Below are 17002 nucleotides of genomic sequence, written 5' to 3' on the forward strand. Positions count from 1 at the left end.
TATTTTTGAACAGGCCGCCGATACTGATGGCTGGACTGAAGATGACTGGAAAAATTTGTTACCTTGGAACATAAAAATCACATCTTTTGAACCCCAAGGTGTCTGGCTGGCTCCCCAGGGGGCCCAAAATTGACGGACACCAGAATGTGAGGTATTAAGTTACTTTTAATAATGTGTATTCTGTCTACTTAAATGTTAGATATTTAATTTATTCCTATTACTTATATATTCATAGACATGCTTTTTATACTCTTTTAGATAGTATTTAATTTTGTTTAAAATATAGTCTTTGTCTTCCATGTATGAATAACTTTGATTTAATGGAATTCTTTCTGCATATAGAGATAAAAGTGAAAAAATAATTTTATATCTCAGGAATCAATTCGCAACGAATGAATGACTTTTCCAACGTTTCAAGATTTAATCTATTCAATACTATTATTTCTGATGAATTCACTTCATCTTCAGATAAACTTTCTCTATATTGTTCTGCTTTTTTAATTGATTCATTTGATATCATATTATTTTGTATATCCCACTCTGAATATCTTTCAACTACAGTAATATTAGAATCCTCTTTTTGCAAACCTCCATAGGTTCCAAGGTATAAACCTGAATATAAAATCTTATTGGTATCAATCTCAAATATTTTCAATCCTCTTAATCCGAAATAAGTTCCAAAATCTTCTAAAATTAGTCTTTGGTCATCCGTCACATAACTCCATGCAGATTCTTCGATACAACCTATATCCGATAAATGGATAATTTCTTCATTTTTATAATCAATGGCAAAGATACCTACAGGATCATTAAACATAAAATCCTTTGAGCAGGAACACCATATAAAAATAGGAAAATTCTTATACCCATTTTCTATAATATCAAACGAAACTTTTGAAACTACATTATTTCTTTTTATGCAGATTTTAGAATCTGAAAATATAAACTTGCTTAATGAGATGTTGCTATCAATATCAGTGTCACTATTCTTTATCCATGCTACGCTAGTGTAATCATCATGATAGTATTCTGGAAAATCTTTATTTATAATAATTTTGAGAAAACATTTTTCGTGATTAAAAATTTCTTCATTTGAACTTGAGAAACCACATACTTTTACAATATCACCCTTACGAAGTGTTCCCAATACTTTTGAATTTGGATTAGGCTGTAAGTAAACATTAGTATCATCAGAATTAATACTTATGGATGCGGTTGTTCCAAAATATTCACTTTCATTAATTTTAAAAAATTTTTCATATTCTTCTTGATGATTTTTTATTAGATACGAATCATCTTCAGTTTTTTTTATTTCATCATGTATAGCATCATCACTATTGGTTATTGAATGTTGACTAATAAAGTTTTTGAATAAAGAATTTTTTGTTTCTGAAACAATATTTTCTTTGTTTTTACAAGAAAAAAATAGTAGAGTCAGTATTACAACAAAAAACATCATTTTAATTTTCATTTTTGTCTCTCAATTTATATATTTCTTTTTCGTTAAAATCCTATTGATATAAATGATTAACTGTTCAATTGCAGCATAGTTTTTAATTGAATGTTCATATTTCATCGGCTGGTGGGCACAGGAGAAATCAATGCCTTTGCAAGAAGATTGGAGACAGCTAGATATTTTATAGTTCTAGAAGTCAAATAAGACTGTCTAGGTCAAAATCGATGACGCTCAGAATTTATGAGTCCTTCAAAGAGTGACCTAAAACAGTCTTTTTGTCTTTAGATTCCAGCTGGATGAAAACTATTTTTTTGCGGTCTTTGTAGCCTTTGTTGCTTTAGTTGAAGCTTTCTTTGTTGCATTCTGTGTCTTTGCTTCCTTTTTTGCAGGAACAGCGGAAGCAAGTTTTTTTTCAAGTCTTGCAATTTCTTTTGTAAGAGCTTTGTTTTCAACCTGAAGTTTTTTGATTTCAGCCTTAAGATCCTTTTTCTCTGCGGTCAGCTTTGTGATCTTTTCATCCTTTGCGGAAATCTCATTGTTCTTCTTTGTAATCCACTGCTTGTGAGCTGCGGACGAGGTTGATTTGTCCAGCATTTCTTTCTGCTCTGCAATGAGATTCTTTCTTCTTGTATCAACTGCTTTCTGTGCAGGAGTCTTCTCAATAGAAGTTTCCTTTTTTTCTGCAGGTGCAGCCTTTTTACAACATGCCATAAATATGTCCTCCAATATTTTAAATGATAACATCAAATGTTTCATTTATCAAAATTTATTTATGAATTAAATGAAAAATAATTATGCCTCAATCTCAGCAAATTGAAGCATAAAGAAAATTAAGGCATAATAAGTCTACACGACATAATTGAAATGGAGGATTTAAAATGAATGGTCAGGACTACAGACAGTTGTTCGACAGGATCAGACTTTTTAATTTTCTTGCCTCGGACATAGTGAACTTTGCGGCGCAAAAATATGGCAGCGAATTCCTTGACTATATGGACATGAATTGCGGTGCTTTGCCTGATGGTGACTATGAGAAAGTCATAGATCAATCCGCTCCACAACAATTCCTTGATCTTTATTCAAACATGGTGATGGGACGATTGGAGCTTGCCTCAAAAAAAATACTGGAGCTTGGGGATGGCTATAAAGCTGTTCTCTTTGATTATTTCAATAAAGAAGGTGTCAACATCGGTATTGAAAAACCAACTGGATTAAGAGATGCCTATGACATCATCAAGGGGTGTTCCATTGACCTGCTTGCAAATCAGGATGAAATTTCAAAGGACTCTGAGGACGAATTGATTTGGCATAAAAAAGGAAATGTACATTCACTGTTTTGGACCCTTATAATGGTTGCTTTTATCGGCGGTATTTTTAAGGGAGCTTGCATAGAATTTTATGTTACAGAAAAAATGGATTTTGTACTTAAAAAGATTTAGACTGCGATTTTGACAAGTTGAATGCCATGTTCTATAATGATGCCACAGAGGGGAAAATTTTATGGCAAACAATCTTCAGAAAATCATAAAGGAAGTTGAGAAATTCGGCAAATTTGATGATAAGGGGAATCCTGTTTCAATAGACATAAGGGCAAGCGAAGACGCAAAAAAACTATGGAACAACCTTAAGTCCCACATGGAGAAACAGAAATCCGCTAAAGGCGTAAATATCTTTAAGGCGCTTGAATCACAGGCTGAATTTGATAGATTGGTTGCAAAGGCCAATAATGATCTTTTCAATTAGTTCCTTGCTTTTTTCATTTCTTTTTCAGACCAATGCTTCAAGCTTTTCCTGAATAAATTCAGCTTTGCTTTTAAGGTCAATGGAGCCTGTTTTTAGCATTAGGAAATTAGGCTTTAGTGGATCAAGCTTTACGCGGTCACTGTTTGTGCGGATAAGCTTTAGCAGTTTGTCCATGCTTATTTCCGCAACCTTGCTGAATTCAATCATCGCAGTACCTTTCTTTTCCTTTAGACTACTTATCGATAGTTTGTTGCAGATGATACGAATCTTTGCCAGACTCAAAAGACTCTTCACTTCCTCTGGTATTGGACCAAATCTATCTTCAAGTTCTTCGCAGACTGCATCCAAACGGTTGTTAGTATTGATGGAAGCGATTTTCTTGTAAAGCTCCATCTTTGTCTGTGCGTCGTTGATATAGGTGTCAGGAATGAATCCTGTATATTCAAGCTCAAGGAGTACGTCTTCATTTGCCTGCCAGTTGCTGTTTGAAAGGCGTTCGATAGCTGCATTGAGCAGCTGGAGATACATTTCAAAACCAACTGCACATACTTCTCCACTTTGATCTCTTCCCAACAGGTTTCCAGCGCCTCTGATTTCCAGATCCTTCATTGCAATCTTGAATCCGCTTCCAAGCTCCGTAAAGTCGCTGATGACCTGAAGTCTTTTTAGAGCTACTTCACTAAGTACTTTATTTTCTGGATAGAAAAGATATGCGTATGCTTTTCTGTCAGATCGTCCAACTCTTCCTCTAAGCTGATATAGCTGACTTACCCCGTACATGTCGGCACGGTCTATGATGATTGTATTAACATTTGGAATGTCGATTCCGTTTTCAATGATGGTCGTTGAGACAAGGATGTGGAATCCTCCCATCTTGAACCTACGGAAAATATCATCCAGTTCATCACTTGTCATCTGTCCGTGGGCAACTTCCACCAGCATTTCTGGAACCAGTCGCTCAAGATGAACCTTTGTTTCCTCAAGGCTTTCTACCCTGTTGTGCAGATAGAATACCTGTCCACCACGGTCAACTTCCCTTCTGATTGCCCTTGCGATTTTTTCGTCGTTGAATTCCTCTATCGCAGTTTCTACTGGCTGCCTGTTTTGAGGAGGAGTTGTCAAAAGCGACATGTCGCGGATTTTAAGGAGACTCATGTGCAATGTGCGCGGTATAGGTGTTGCACTCAGGGCAAGGCTGTCGATGTTTGTCTTCATTTCCTTTAGACGTTCCTTGTCCTTTACGCCAAACCTCTGTTCTTCATCTATGATCATAAGACCAAGGTCAGCAAATTTTACGTCCTTCTGTATGATCCTATGTGTTCCGATGAGGACATCGACCTGATGCTCCTCTACTTTCTTGAGTATTTTTTTCTGTTCTGCAGGACTTACAAAACGAGACATATGGGCAATGGTTACAGGAAAATTCTTGAATCTTTCAAGACAGTTTTCATAATGCTGTTCGGCAAGGATGGTTGTCGGTGCAAGGAATGCAACCTGTTTACCTCCCATTACTGCCTTAAAGGCTGCACGCATGGCGATTTCCGTCTTTCCGTATCCTACATCACCGCAGACAAGACGGTCCATTGGAACGGAAGATTCCATATCTGCCTTGATGTCCTGTGTTGCCGTCCATTGGTCTGGTGTATCCTCGTATGGGAATGCCGCCTCAAAGGCAACGGACCATTCACCATCCTTTGGGAATGGAAATCCGCGGCTGGCCTGCCGTTTTGAATAAAGGTCGATCAGGCGTTCTGCCATTTCTTCAACCTGTTTCTGTACCCTAGCCTTTCTTGCACTCCAGCTTTTAGAGCCGATTTTATCAAGACGAGGATGCTCGCTTTCGCTCCCGATATAGCGCTGGACCATGTTTACCTGTTCAATAGGAATATACACGATGTCTTCATCTGCATATTCAATCTTGATGTAATCTTTTTCGGTTTCATTTGCTTTGTGTCTATCGATCTTGATGAAACGGCCGATGCCATATTGAACATGGACAACAAAGTCTCCAGGTGTCAGGTCAACAAAACTTGTAAGGGCTTCCGAACGAACCTTGCGGGTGGATTTAGGTGCATTTTTCCTTCTTCCGAAAATTTCATTTTCCTGTATTATAAGGATGTTTTCATCACTTATGGCAAAACCGTTTGTGATGGCGTATGGGAGGACCGTTACGGGAAAAATGGTATTGTCATTTACTTCTACAAAATCCTTGACCAGCTCGTTTATACGGAGTGCCTGGTTTGCATTGTCGGCAAAGATGAATATGTGCCACTTTTCTTTTTGATAGTGGGCCATCTGCTCCTTGAAATAATTGATGTTGCCAAAGTAGCTCTGTGAAGCTTCGCAGGCAATGGTATAGGAGGAAATGAAATCCATTGCGAATCCTTCCATTGTCTGTGCCTGATTTTCTTCGTCTGCGTTGCTCAATGTATCAAGGCTTCTGAATGCATAGAGCCTTTTGATGGAATGGACAAGATCAAAGAAATCAATCTGCATCAATGATGGCAGAAATACAGGAAGATTCTGCCTTGCTTGCCTGTAAGAAACAGCAAATTCATTATCCAGCATTTTTTTTGCATTGATCAGACGGTCCCAGTCATAGAAAAATACAGGAGTGTCAGATGGAAGGTAGTCAAGGATACAGTTCTGCCTGTCCCAAAGCATTCCATAGAAAAGCTCTTCTCCCTCGGTTTCCTTTTGGACGCTCAGCTCAGTGAGGATTCTTTCTTTTTCTTTTTTTGCCTGGTCAGTCAATGCAAGATGAACTGTCTGAGTCTTGAAGTCTGGGCTGTTTATTGACTGAGGATATTCAGGGTCTTCTTTATCTGTATCAAAACTATCTTTTTCTGTCTGCAGGATGCCGCTGCGTCGTGCCCTGTCGTAGGCTGCAAAGTTGTTTTTGATTCCACCTTTATCCTCTGCGTCGAAGACAGCTTCAAGTTTATCTACCAATTCATCTGTCCAGACAATTTCCTTCATCGGATAGATTACAAGACGGTCTATCTTGTCTTTTGTGTTTTGCGATTCCACGTCAAATGTGCGGATCTGAAGGATTGTATCAAAGTCAAACTGGATGCGGATCGGCATTTCCTCTCCGCTTATGAAAATATCAAGAACTTCTCCGCGAAGTGCAAATTCACCTTTTTGATTGACTTTTGGAACCCTTAGATAATTATACTCCGCAAGCTTTGCCGCAATCTGTTCAATGTCTGCTTCCTGACCTTTTCTAAGAATAATAGATAGCTTCTTTATGTAGTCTGCGGGTGGAACTGGTGTAATTAGAGAGCGTTGGCTTAAGATGAATATCCTTGGTTTTGAATTTGCAGGTGCCCTGTTTGCCATCTTTGCAAGGACTCCTGCTCGTTCTCCAAAAACAGCAGCCCCCATATTTACTGGTCTATATGGTATGGTGCCCCACCATGGCAATTTATGGACTTCTACACTGTCTCCAAGGACTGTATTAAGGTCGCTTTCACATTCCTCTGCATCTTTTTGGGTGGATACAATGATGACATAATCCTTCTGCCATTGGCTGTGTTTCTGTTCGTATTGCATGGCATGGATTTCATTCAATGCGTTCCTTTCAATGAATTGACTCATGAAGAAAGAATTCAAGCTTCCCTTTGAGCCTGAAATCTGGACAGGGAAATGCTCCTGAGGTAAATCAGCGCATTCTGTAACGCATTGGTGAAGGTTTCTGCAGGAAGACATCAATGGTAAAAGCGATTTTAATAATGAATTTTCCATAAATTACCGATAATAAACACAGGACTAAATTTAAAATACAAATAGAGGCTTTTAGGCCTCGGGAGTATTTCTGTGAACGTTAAACGCACATTACTTGCAACTATAGCAGTTTTCATGGTTTTTGCCCATACAGCCGTTGCGGAGACCAAGGACAAGGCAGAAGTTTCTATCAAATTCTATGACAGAACAATGTACTATCCTGGAGATTCCGAAAGCAATCCTGTATATGTCTACATCACTGTCTCAAACCCAACCGCAGAAACGATGAGGTTCAAGATTGCCGATGACAAGATGTTCTCAGTTGACTTCATTGGATTCAATGTAAAGAAGGCACAGCTTCCATCTACACAGGGACTTATAAGAAAGAGGACGACAAATCAGACTGTATATTTCCGTGAAATAACTCTTGAGCCTGGTGAAGAATATTCATTCCGTGAAAACTTAAAGGATTATCTTGAGATCAAGGATCCTTCCATTTATTATGTTGAACTTAGATTCTATCCTGAGCTTTACAGAAACAAGGGCAAATACATGTCTTCAAACAGACTTAGCCTTGAAATCCGTCCAAGCCCTTCTGCTGCCGCTTCAAATGCATTGCCAGTGGAGACAAAGAGTGCGATAGTTCTTCAGCCAGAAGATATAAGTCCAGACAAGGTCATCGAGCAGACTGTGATCGCCCGTCAGAAGTCCCTTTGGGATCAGTTCTTCCTTTACATGGATCTTGAGGAAATGCTTAAGAGAGACCCTGCAAGAGGTAGAAAATATAACAGTGTAAGTGCTGATGAAAGAGCGGATATGCTCCGTGCGTTCAAGGCAGACCTTATGCTTCAGAGAATCGATTACGACATTGTTGCTATTCCATCAAAATTCTATATAGAGACCACAACATATTCACAGACAGAAGGAACTGTAAAGGTTCTTGAATGGTTCAAGAATGAAAAGTTCCAGGAACGCAAGCGCTATACTTATTATGTTCGTCAACGTGATGGAATATGGCAGATTTACGACTATACCGTTGATAATCTTGGAACAGAATAATGGCTGAACAGAAAAAGAAGGCAAAATATTTTTGCGAAGGATGTGGCTCTGAGGTTGCTTCCAACGCAAAATTCTGCCCCAAGTGTGGAAAATTCTTTGCGGCTGTCCGTTGTCCTAACTGTGGTCATATAGGTACGGTAAAGGACTTTCTGCACGGTTGCCCTTCCTGCCACTATGCCATGAGCCATGAAGAAATATATGGAGAACCTGAGTCAAAGACTTTGGATGGCAGAAAACATAAGCTTTCACGAAAGTCTAGGAAATCCATAAAGCTTGCTTTCAAGAAACATGAAAATGCAGGTTTCGGTGATGATGTTCCTGGGTGGCTTTTTCTGGGCAGCATAGTTGCTCTGGTTGTGATCTGCGTTGTTTTCTTTAAGCGTTGTACTTACTAGAAATTCCAATCGAGATAAAAAAAAGACCGTTGAATCCACATAAAGAAACAACGGTCTTTTTTTTTGCCCAGAAGGGGACTTGAACCCCTATGAAGTTGCCCTCACTAGGACCTGAACCTAGCGCGTCTGCCAATTCCGCCACCTGGGCGAAGCAATCATATAGTATAGAATTACCCATTAAGTGTCAATTATCATTTTTATTCTATCTCATGATTCAATCTACTTTAAACAATTCTTTCAATAGACTAATATATGGACATAGGATATTCATAAAATGAGAACTACAAAAGCGATTGTCCATCTTGGACATCTAAAATCCAATGTTTCGTCAATAAAAAATCTTCTGAAAAAAAATGTGCTTATGTGTGTTGCCATCAAGGCTGATGCCTATGGCCATGGAGCGGTTCCTTGTGCCAAGGCTGCGGTGGAAGCTGGTGCAGATTATCTTGCCATTGCAACTGTTGATGAAGGCATAGAGCTACGCGCTGCAGGAATCAAGGTTCCCCTTCTTCTTCTCAGTCTTTGTTCTCCAGAAGAAATTCCTGACGCCGTTCGTTATGGGCTTACCCCATTTGTTTTTGACAGTGAATATATTCAGTTGTTTGCAGGTGTATGCAAATCGGTAGGTATCAAGGATTTCCCTGTTCATCTTGCAATCGATACTGGAATGGGACGTATCGGGTGCTCTCCTAAGATGGCAGGAAAATATGCACAGGAAATCATGAACACAGGAGTGCTTGTGCTTGGCGGCACTGGAACACATTTTGCATTGAGCGATGGAACTTCAAAAAGCGCGGTAAAATATACGAAGCGTCAGTTTGAGGAATTCAAGACTGCCATAAAGTCCATAAAAAAAGCTGGTATCGAGCCTGGTATCTGTCATTGTTCAAATTCTGCGGCTACACTCAATAATCCAGAATACCATATGGATATGGTTCGTCCAGGAATCATTTGCTATGGCTATTATGCAGATGAGGTTTCCCGCGAATATCTTAGTTCCAAGAAGATCGACATAGATTTGAAGCCTGTTATGACAGTTGAAACCTCAGTATGCGCTATTAGACCTTTTACAAAAGGAAAGTCTGTTGGGTATGGCTGCACTTGGGTTGCAGATAAGGATACAGATATAGCTGTTCTTCCTGTTGGGTATGAGGATGGATGGTTCAGAAGGTTTAGTACTGAGGGAGTTTCTGTATCCATAAATGGTATCAGTTATCCTGTGCGTGGAAGAATCTGTATGGATCAGTGTATGGTTGAACTGGGTAAAGACCATAAGGTCAAGCGTTGGGATAAAGCGATTCTCTTTGGCTGTGCCGAGGATGGTGCCTTGCAGACGGCGGATGACATTGCAAGGTTATCAGGAACCATTCCCTATGAGATTACCTGTGGAATTTCCAAGAGAGTTCCAAGGATCTATGTAGATTGAACCATTATTGACAGTAAAGGCACTTTTGGCTCAGGAGGAATTTCTTTACCTCGGATACTAGGTAGAAGCTTCCTGTGACCAGAAGGATTGCATTTTCTTCATTTGCCTTGCTTACAGCATAAGGTATTGCCTTAAGGTAGTCGGCGCATGAAAAGTATTCTATGTTTACGTCGTCAAAGGCTGCCTTCAATCTTTCGATGTCTGATTCCTTTACATTGCCAGGTTTTGTAATGGTTACCTTTGTGAATTTTCCTTTGAATAGCGTGGCTATTTTTTCAACCTCCTTGTCTGCGGCGCATCCAAAAAGAAGATGTGCGTTTATGGGTCCTTGATTGCTGAATATTTTTTCAAAGGTTTCCATTGTAAAGCCTATGCTTTTTACGGTGTGGGCTCCATCGTAGACAATGTTTCCAGATATTTCAAAGCGTCCTGGAAGAATAGCCTTTTCAAGACCTCTTTCGATTATGGTTTCATCAAGGTCTGGTAAAACCTGCTTTACGGCAAGGGCTGCCATGGCTGCATTTCTTGTCTGAAAGTCTCCAAGCATGTTCAAGGTTACGTTCAATGGTCTTTTGAAGAATATTGAAGAAATTGTGCAGTGTAATTGAGTATTTTTATAGACAATCTGAGAGATATTTGAGATTTCATCGACAAAAAATATGGGTGCAGATTTGTCCCCTGCAATCTTTTTGAACACCTGCTTTACGCTTTCTGTTTGTTCAGCTACGAATACAGGCGTGTTTTGTTTTATTATGCCACCTTTTTCCGCGGCAATCTTTTCCACTGTGTCCCCAAGAAATTCTGTGTGTTCAAGTTCTATCTGGTTGATGCAGCAGACTTCGGGCTTTAGGACATTTGTTGCATCGAGACGTCCTCCAAGTCCTACTTCATAGACGCTGTAGTCGCACCCTGCATTGGCAAAGGAAAGAATTCCAAGCAAGGTGACAAGTTCAAACCAGGTGATGGGTCTTTCTCCTGGAAGATCTTCAGTCTTTACCGACCGAACGAAATCAATGAGTTCCTTTACGGATTTTTCGTATACTGCTTCTTCAAAAGGACCTTTGCAGGAACCTATTCTTTCAATGAAATCCAGGATGTGCGGTGAAGAATAGAGGCCAGTTCTGTACCCTGCTTCATCAAGAATTCTTGCTATCATCATGGATACAGAGCCTTTACCTTTTGAGCCTGCTACATGGATGCTTGGACATGCAAGCTCTGGATTCCCGAATCTGTTGCAAAGAAATTCCATTGTATCGAGCCAGAAAATATTTTTCTTTGGAGTTTTCTCAAAATTAAGGTAGTCCTCTGCGAACTCTTCAAAGACTCCAATTGCTGATTTTTCGATTTTCATTTATCCAGCTCCTTGATGAACTTGTCGTATGTCCATCTGCTGATGGTATATCTATAGCTCAATAGTCTGAGGTATTCATCTCCGTAGAATTCAGGAATCACGACTATCTGATCATCCTTTTCATAAAAAGAATAGACTGCATGATTGCCTGATTCAAAATATTTTTTGAAAGTTTTAATTGGCTGAATATGGTCTCCAGGTTTTATGTAGGCAAGCTCTCCTCTTCTAAGATAGGATTCACTATCCTTTGGAGACATACCGCTTATACATGGCGGAACAAGGTATGGATCTGCCCAGTTGTTTGCAAGCATTCCGAATATGAAATTTTCCACAGAAGATTGTGAGGACCATACGGTGCTTTCTTTTGATGTTCTAAAAAATCTATCCCCAGTCAGATCATCCATAAAGCCAAAGAAGAATGCTCCTGCTGTCTTTGCGTCAATTCTAAGATCGACTTCTACCGCATTTTCTGTGTCCACACCAAGCTTTTCCCAGGAAGTTACATTTGAAGCTTTCTTTGTCCATATGTTTTCCGTTGTGACAGCCTTAAAAAATCTTTCCATTGTCTGCTGGTTTACTGGCCAATAAAGGGTGTTGTTTGATTCCGTGTCGGTTCCAATCCAGCGGTCATCCATCCTGTACATGGTGATTCCGTATTTTTTCTGTCTGTCAACGATTCTGATTTCGGTAATCTCTTTTTCCAACGCAGAATCAAGTAATGCCGTTTTTATAGATTCCTGAACATTTCTATTTTTTGAAAACGGCAGCAGAAAAACCGCAACAATTATAAGAAGTACAATGTCAAAAGCGTAGAAAAGCATGAATGCCTTTTTGGTAGGAAGTCTTTTCATCTAAAATGTTTTCTCCTTCTGTAAGCAGAATATAAACCTGCCCCTATGATCATTAGAATCGGTAGAATTATGGTGATGAAGAAAGTCTTTCTGACGGCTTCTTCAATTTCCTGCTCCGATATTTTATATAGGCTGTGATTGAATGTGCTCTTGTTTTTTAAGGCAAGAAGATCCTTTTCTCCGCTTAAAAGTAAAAGGCTGTTGCCAAGAAATTCCATCGACCTAAAATCCATTGCATCTGAAGAACTGTAGGAAATCATCGGTGTAGAAAGTGCGTACTGGTCACCAAGTAGGATTAATTCTATATCTTCAGGATTATCTTTTTTAGAAACTGCCGCAGCGATGGTGAACTCCCCTTTTAATTCATTTTCTGCAGGTGTTTTAGGACAGACAAAAGGACTTGTGATGAATTTTTCATCAATTTTTTCCATCTGCCATGAACCTGTGCTTGTTGTCAGTATTGGGCTTACGGCAAGATTTTCCATGTCGGCAACATCATTGTCGATGTCGAATGCACAAGGCCAGAAGGTTGTCATTCCGTCTGGAGCAAAAACCTGAGGTCTTATGACAGGCCAAAGTGAATAGTTTAAATATTCCGTATTTTTTTCTGCAGGATTTCCGTTTGTTCCTGTATCGCTTACCATGGTCAGCCTGAAGTTTGAAATGTCGCAGGTCAAGGTATTTTTAAAGTAGATGCCAAAGGTAAAGAGAATTCTTTGGAAGTAAAGCTGTTCCTCTGTCTGTCTTATTGACCAGTCGTCCTTTAGGTTTACGCTATATGGCTGAGTTGCTATGAAAGCCTTTCCCCCCTTAAGAATGAATTCTTCAAGACATTTGCTGTCTTTTCTTGTGAACCTTTCAGAGCCAAGGACAATAAGGGGAACCGTTGGAAATGAAATGAAGCTTCTGTCATCATCGGTTGAAGATGAAGGGAGTTCACTTACAAACGGAACATAGCCAAGGGACTTTAAGTAAGGAACCATATAGCTGTAGTCATTTTCAATAGAAAGATCATTTGCGCATACGATCTGGACAAGATTCTTTTTTTCTTCGACAAGTGAATTCAGTTTCTGTGCCAGGTCGAATTCCAATGTGGATGCGGCAAGCACAAAAGGAATTGTTTCTGTCATTCCAAGATAGTCCATCACAACTGCGGAATAGACCTTTGTCACCGTTGATGAGGAAACTGAATTTGTCCTTACGGGCTGTCCATTGATTCCGTGATCGGCAAGACGCCTTTGCAGCTCCTGGGTTGACGGGTTTATGATTTTAAATGAAATCAGACTTGAGGTTGAAGAAAAGGCTTCTAGATAGTCTGTGACATCCTTTACCTGAGGATATAGATTTTTTAGGCTTGGAGACAGGTAATATGTGATTGTAACAGGTTCTGTGACCTTTGAGACTATCTGCTTTGTGTATTCTGTGATTGAAAACTTCTTTGCTCGTGTAAGGTCAAATTTCACATTTATGAAAGATGTAAGGGCGCAGAGAATGAGGAATGTCGATGTAATGACCTTTGATGCCTTTCTGAAATTTTCATTGCTGTTTCCTTTTCTTTTTTCAACTGAATATAGGATCAATGAATAAAAAAGAATTGAAGCAAGCATAAAATAGAGTATCTGTTTTAAATCAAGGATGCCCTTGGCAAAGGAATCAAAATTCCATGCAAAGGAAATGCTTTTGATGATAAAGGAAGTCAATTTTCCTGGATCTATGTAAAGCGGAATGTTGTGTATAGAGTTGCATAAGGCAAGACCGATTACGGATACAACGAAACCTACGGCAGTGCTTTTTATCAATGTAAAAACTAATGCTGTAAATCCAATTGCACAAAGCATAAAAAGTAGGATTCCAAAATATCCAGAAAAGAACTGCGACCATTCGATGTCACCAAAAGCTGTTACGGCAAGAGGAACTGATGCTGTGAGCATGGTAGAAGCCAGTGCAACAAGGAATACAGATAATATCCAGCCAAGAGCGATGTATGAGGTTGAATATGGAAACGACCATTGCCGCCTAATTTTGGATACAGAAACCAGCAAAGGAACATAAACTATGAAGGCAAATGGGAATGCCGCAAAGAATCGATGTAGGTCTGTCGTGCCCATGCCTGCAAAAAATCGTTGGCCGATGAACCATTGCAATGCAATATATGTAATGTAAACAATCGATGCAATGTAGCTTGAGGTTGTGTGGCAGATCTTGTGAAGAAATCGATGTATCAGTCTGTTCATTTTAGACACCACCTTCAATCAGCCTAAGGTATGCATCTTCAAGATTCCTGCATCCCTGCTTTGTTGAGATTGATTCAGCAGTTCCTTCGGCGACGATTTTTCCATGATTCATGATGTAGATGAAATCACAGAGTGAAATCGCTTCTTCTATATGATGGGTAGAAAAAATCACGGTGGTACTCTTTGAAAGTTCCTTTATTCCTTTTCTAAGCTGTACTGTCTGTTTAGGATCCAAGCCAGCTGAGAACTCATCGAGGACTAGAACCTTTGGTTCAATGCATATCGCCTTTGCAAGATTGACTCTTTGTCTGTAGCCTTTTGAAAGGGTCCGTATCTTGCATGAAAGAACATCCTCAAGGTCGCATAGTTTTACCGCTTTTTCAATGGAACTCACAGCATCCTTGACGGAGAATAGATCTGCTTCAAGCAATAGTGTTTCTTTTACCGTTAGATTGCTTTCAAGCTCTGGAGTCTCTGGAACGAAACCGATGATTTTTTTTATATCCTGTGGGAGCTCTAGACCGCAGACAGATACAGAACCTGACGTTGGGTAAATTTCTCCGCATATCGTTTTCAGGAGTGTGGATTTCCCTGCTCCATTGGGACCTAAGAGACCTGTAATTGAATTTTCTTTTGCCATGAAATCGATTTCATCACAGGCCGTCTTCGATGCGTATTTTTTTGTAAAGGATTTAATCTCTACAGAATTATTCGACATAAGGAATCTCTATATGCATCCTGTCCCTGGAAAGTTCTGCCTGTGGATAAACTTCCCTTGCCTGCTTCAAAAGAAGATCCAGATCCTTGTCATTGTACCGTGGGCTGTAATGGATCAATGCCATTCTTTTTACTTCTGCGTCTTTTGCTATGTTGGCAGCCTGGCGTGATGTCATATGCTTTTTTTCCTTTGCCTGGTCTGCGCAGTCGTCCGCAAACATTCCTTCACAGATAAGAAGGTCGCTGTTCTTTACTTCGGAGGCGATGGTCGGGAGATACATTGTGTCTGTGACAAAGCTGAATTTTCGGCCTTTTCTTGCCTGTCCTACAACCTGCTCTGGCTTTACTTCCTGACCGTCTTCATTGAGTACTGTCTGGCCGTGCTGAAGCTTACCCCAAAGAGGACCTCGTGGAACCTTAAGCTCAATGGCAACATCAGGATTGAATTCACCAGGACGATCGTATTCTTCAAGGGTATATCCTACACAGGTCTTGGTGTGTTCCAATGGAAAAGCACGAACCTTGAAGCCGTCACCTTCGTAAACATCGCAGGGCGCTGTTATTTCCTTTACGACAATAGGATAGTTGATATACATATCAAGCACTTTACGGCTTGATTCTATGTATTCTGCGATTTTTGGAGGTCCAAAGATGTATAAAGGTTCATTCCTGTCAACCTGGGCAGAAAGCATTAGAATTCCAGGAAGTCCAGTAACATGATCTGCGTGTGTATGTGAAACAAATATTGCGTTGATTTTTTTCCATTTAAGATTCAGTCTGCGGAGTGAAACCTGAGTCCCTTCTCCACCGTCAAACAAGAAAAGATCACCATCACGACGGAGAAGAACAGATGTCAAATGACGGTAAGGAAGCGGCATCATACCACCGCAGCCCAAAACAAAAGCTTCCATATTCATATTGAAAACATTTTATAAGAAAACATCACTTTCTTCAATAAAAGCCTTGTTGTGATGAAATATGAATTTATATATAATTGATGCATTGCATAAACGGGAGGCAAAATCATGGTTTGGCTTATTGGGGATAAAGGCATGTTGGGCAGTGAAATCGCCAGACAGCTTACTGAAAATAAAATTCAGTGGATCGGTAGCGACCGCGAAGTAGATATTACGAATTCATCGGAGCTGAGAAAATTTGCATCTAGTCATGGACCTGCGGCAAACACAACTGGGCTTACGGTTAGAAAAAGGAAGGTTCCTGAAAAAATAACCTGGGTTATCAATTGTGCTGCCTATACTGCAGTTGATAAATCCGAGTCTGAACCTGACCTTGCAGAAAGCCTTAATGCAGAAGGTCCCCTCAACATTGCACGTGTTGCAAGGGAAATCGGTGCCAAGTTGATCCATATTTCCACCGACTATGTTTTCAACGGCAATGGAAAAGTTCCTTATACAGAAGAAGATCCTAAGGATCCTATAGGTGTATATGGAAAGACAAAGGCAGAAGGTGAACGACAGATAGAAAAGGAAATGACGCTTTATTACATCATCCGAACAGCCTGGCTGTATGGTTTTGATGGAAAGAATTTTGTATACACCATGACAAAGGCCATGAATACAAGGGATTCTGTAAAGGTTGTCAATGACCAGAAGGGAACTCCTACCTGTGCAGTAGACCTTGCGGAAGCCATAGTAAAGATAATTGATTCTTCAGACAAGGCTCCATTTCTTTTTGGAAAGAAATCCGCTTTGCCTTATGGGATTTATCATTTTACAAATCAGGGTGAAACAACATGGTTTGAATTCTGCAATAAAATCTATGAGTATGGAAAAAAATACGGAACAATCACAAAGGACTGCGTGATAGAACCATGCCTCACGGAGGATTACCCTACAGATGCAAAAAGACCTCAGTATTCGGTGCTCAGTAAAGACAAGATAAAGATGGGGTTGAAGATAAAGATTCCTTCATGGGAAGAAAGCCTTGAAAAATTCATCAAGAGTCCAAGGTTTGAGCCTAAATGATCAGGCTGGTTGGGGATCATTCATTTACTTGATGTCTTGAAAGGTTATACGAGAGGGGC

At 39.8% G+C, this 17002-nt stretch carries 14 protein-coding genes and 1 tRNA gene; 6 read left to right on the forward strand and 9 right to left on the reverse strand.

Annotated elements, in window-relative coordinates:
- Positions 1–364: 364 nt before the first annotated feature.
- Positions 365–1471, reverse strand: a complete 1107-nt coding sequence (locus tag ACKI39_RS07180) for a hypothetical protein (protein ID WP_407399073.1) — start codon at positions 1469–1471, stop codon at positions 365–367.
- Positions 1472–1759: 288 nt separating this feature from the next.
- Entirely contained in the window at positions 1760–2167 is a 408-nt protein-coding gene (locus ACKI39_RS07185; RefSeq protein WP_407399075.1) for a hypothetical protein, read from the reverse strand.
- Positions 2168–2334: 167 nt separating this feature from the next.
- Between ACKI39_RS07185 and ACKI39_RS07190 the strand changes: the two genes are divergently transcribed.
- Both ACKI39_RS07190 and ACKI39_RS07195 read left to right on the forward strand, forming a co-directional pair.
- On the forward strand, positions 2335–2895 hold the full coding sequence (locus tag ACKI39_RS07190; RefSeq protein ID WP_407399076.1) for a hypothetical protein: 561 nt from the start codon (positions 2335–2337) through the stop codon (positions 2893–2895).
- Between the two features lie 61 nt (positions 2896–2956).
- Complete coding sequence (locus ACKI39_RS07195; RefSeq protein ID WP_407399078.1) at positions 2957–3199, forward strand: hypothetical protein; 243 nt, start codon at positions 2957–2959, stop codon at positions 3197–3199.
- A 24-nt stretch (positions 3200–3223) separates the two neighbouring features.
- On the opposite strand, the gene mfd is transcribed toward ACKI39_RS07195, so the two are convergent.
- Positions 3224–6946 carry a transcription-repair coupling factor gene (mfd, locus tag ACKI39_RS07200; RefSeq protein ID WP_407399080.1) on the reverse strand — a complete coding sequence of 1241 codons (3723 nt, stop codon included), beginning with the start codon at positions 6944–6946 and terminating at the stop codon, positions 3224–3226.
- Positions 6947–7018: 72 nt separating this feature from the next.
- Here mfd and ACKI39_RS07205 point away from each other — a divergent pair, with 72 nt between their 5' ends.
- Both ACKI39_RS07205 and ACKI39_RS07210 read left to right on the forward strand, forming a co-directional pair.
- Positions 7019–7984 (forward strand): hypothetical protein, encoded by a 966-nt coding sequence (locus tag ACKI39_RS07205; protein WP_407399082.1) that lies wholly within the window; start codon positions 7019–7021, stop codon positions 7982–7984.
- Positions 7984–8379 carry a double zinc ribbon domain-containing protein gene (locus ACKI39_RS07210; RefSeq protein WP_407399084.1) on the forward strand — a complete coding sequence of 132 codons (396 nt, stop codon included), beginning with the start codon at positions 7984–7986 and terminating at the stop codon, positions 8377–8379. The genes ACKI39_RS07205 and ACKI39_RS07210 overlap by 1 nt, the downstream gene beginning before the upstream one ends.
- A 64-nt stretch (positions 8380–8443) precedes the next feature.
- On the opposite strand, the gene ACKI39_RS07215 is transcribed toward ACKI39_RS07210, so the two are convergent.
- A tRNA-Leu gene (locus tag ACKI39_RS07215) sits at positions 8444–8527 on the reverse strand.
- A gap of 126 nt (positions 8528–8653) precedes the next feature.
- Between ACKI39_RS07215 and alr the strand changes: the two genes are divergently transcribed.
- A complete protein-coding gene (gene alr, locus ACKI39_RS07220; protein WP_407399086.1) occupies positions 8654–9805 on the forward strand; it encodes an alanine racemase in 1152 nt (383 codons plus the stop codon).
- A 4-nt stretch (positions 9806–9809) separates the two neighbouring features.
- On the opposite strand, the gene ACKI39_RS07225 is transcribed toward alr, so the two are convergent.
- Genes ACKI39_RS07225 through ACKI39_RS07245 form a run of 5 tightly spaced genes read right to left on the reverse strand, consistent with a single transcriptional unit; the run spans position 9810 to position 15875 of the window.
- Positions 9810–11156: a bifunctional folylpolyglutamate synthase/dihydrofolate synthase gene (locus ACKI39_RS07225; RefSeq protein WP_407399088.1), complete on the reverse strand. Its 1347-nt coding sequence runs from the start codon at positions 11154–11156 to the stop codon at positions 9810–9812.
- Positions 11153–12007 carry a hypothetical protein gene (locus tag ACKI39_RS07230; RefSeq protein ID WP_407399090.1) on the reverse strand — a complete coding sequence of 285 codons (855 nt, stop codon included), beginning with the start codon at positions 12005–12007 and terminating at the stop codon, positions 11153–11155. Before ACKI39_RS07230 ends, ACKI39_RS07225 begins: the two co-directional genes overlap by 4 nt.
- A complete protein-coding gene (locus ACKI39_RS07235) occupies positions 12004–14241 on the reverse strand; it encodes a Gldg family protein (RefSeq protein WP_407399092.1) in 2238 nt (745 codons plus the stop codon). The genes ACKI39_RS07230 and ACKI39_RS07235 overlap by 4 nt, the downstream gene beginning before the upstream one ends.
- Before the next feature lies 1 nt (position 14242).
- Positions 14243–14959: an ABC transporter ATP-binding protein gene (locus tag ACKI39_RS07240; RefSeq protein ID WP_407399094.1), complete on the reverse strand. Its 717-nt coding sequence runs from the start codon at positions 14957–14959 to the stop codon at positions 14243–14245.
- Complete coding sequence (locus ACKI39_RS07245; RefSeq protein WP_407399096.1) at positions 14949–15875, reverse strand: ribonuclease Z; 927 nt, start codon at positions 15873–15875, stop codon at positions 14949–14951. Before ACKI39_RS07245 ends, ACKI39_RS07240 begins: the two co-directional genes overlap by 11 nt.
- A gap of 108 nt (positions 15876–15983) precedes the next feature.
- On the opposite strand from ACKI39_RS07245, the gene rfbD reads away from it, so the two are divergent.
- The gene (rfbD, locus tag ACKI39_RS07250; protein ID WP_407399098.1) at positions 15984–16943 is read left to right on the forward strand and encodes a dTDP-4-dehydrorhamnose reductase; all 960 of its coding nucleotides are present in this window, start codon (positions 15984–15986) and stop codon (positions 16941–16943) included.
- Positions 16944–17002 lie beyond the last annotated feature (59 nt).

Source organism: Treponema sp. (assembly GCF_045641405.1).
Lineage (GTDB): Bacteria > Spirochaetota > Spirochaetia > Treponematales > Treponemataceae > Treponema_D.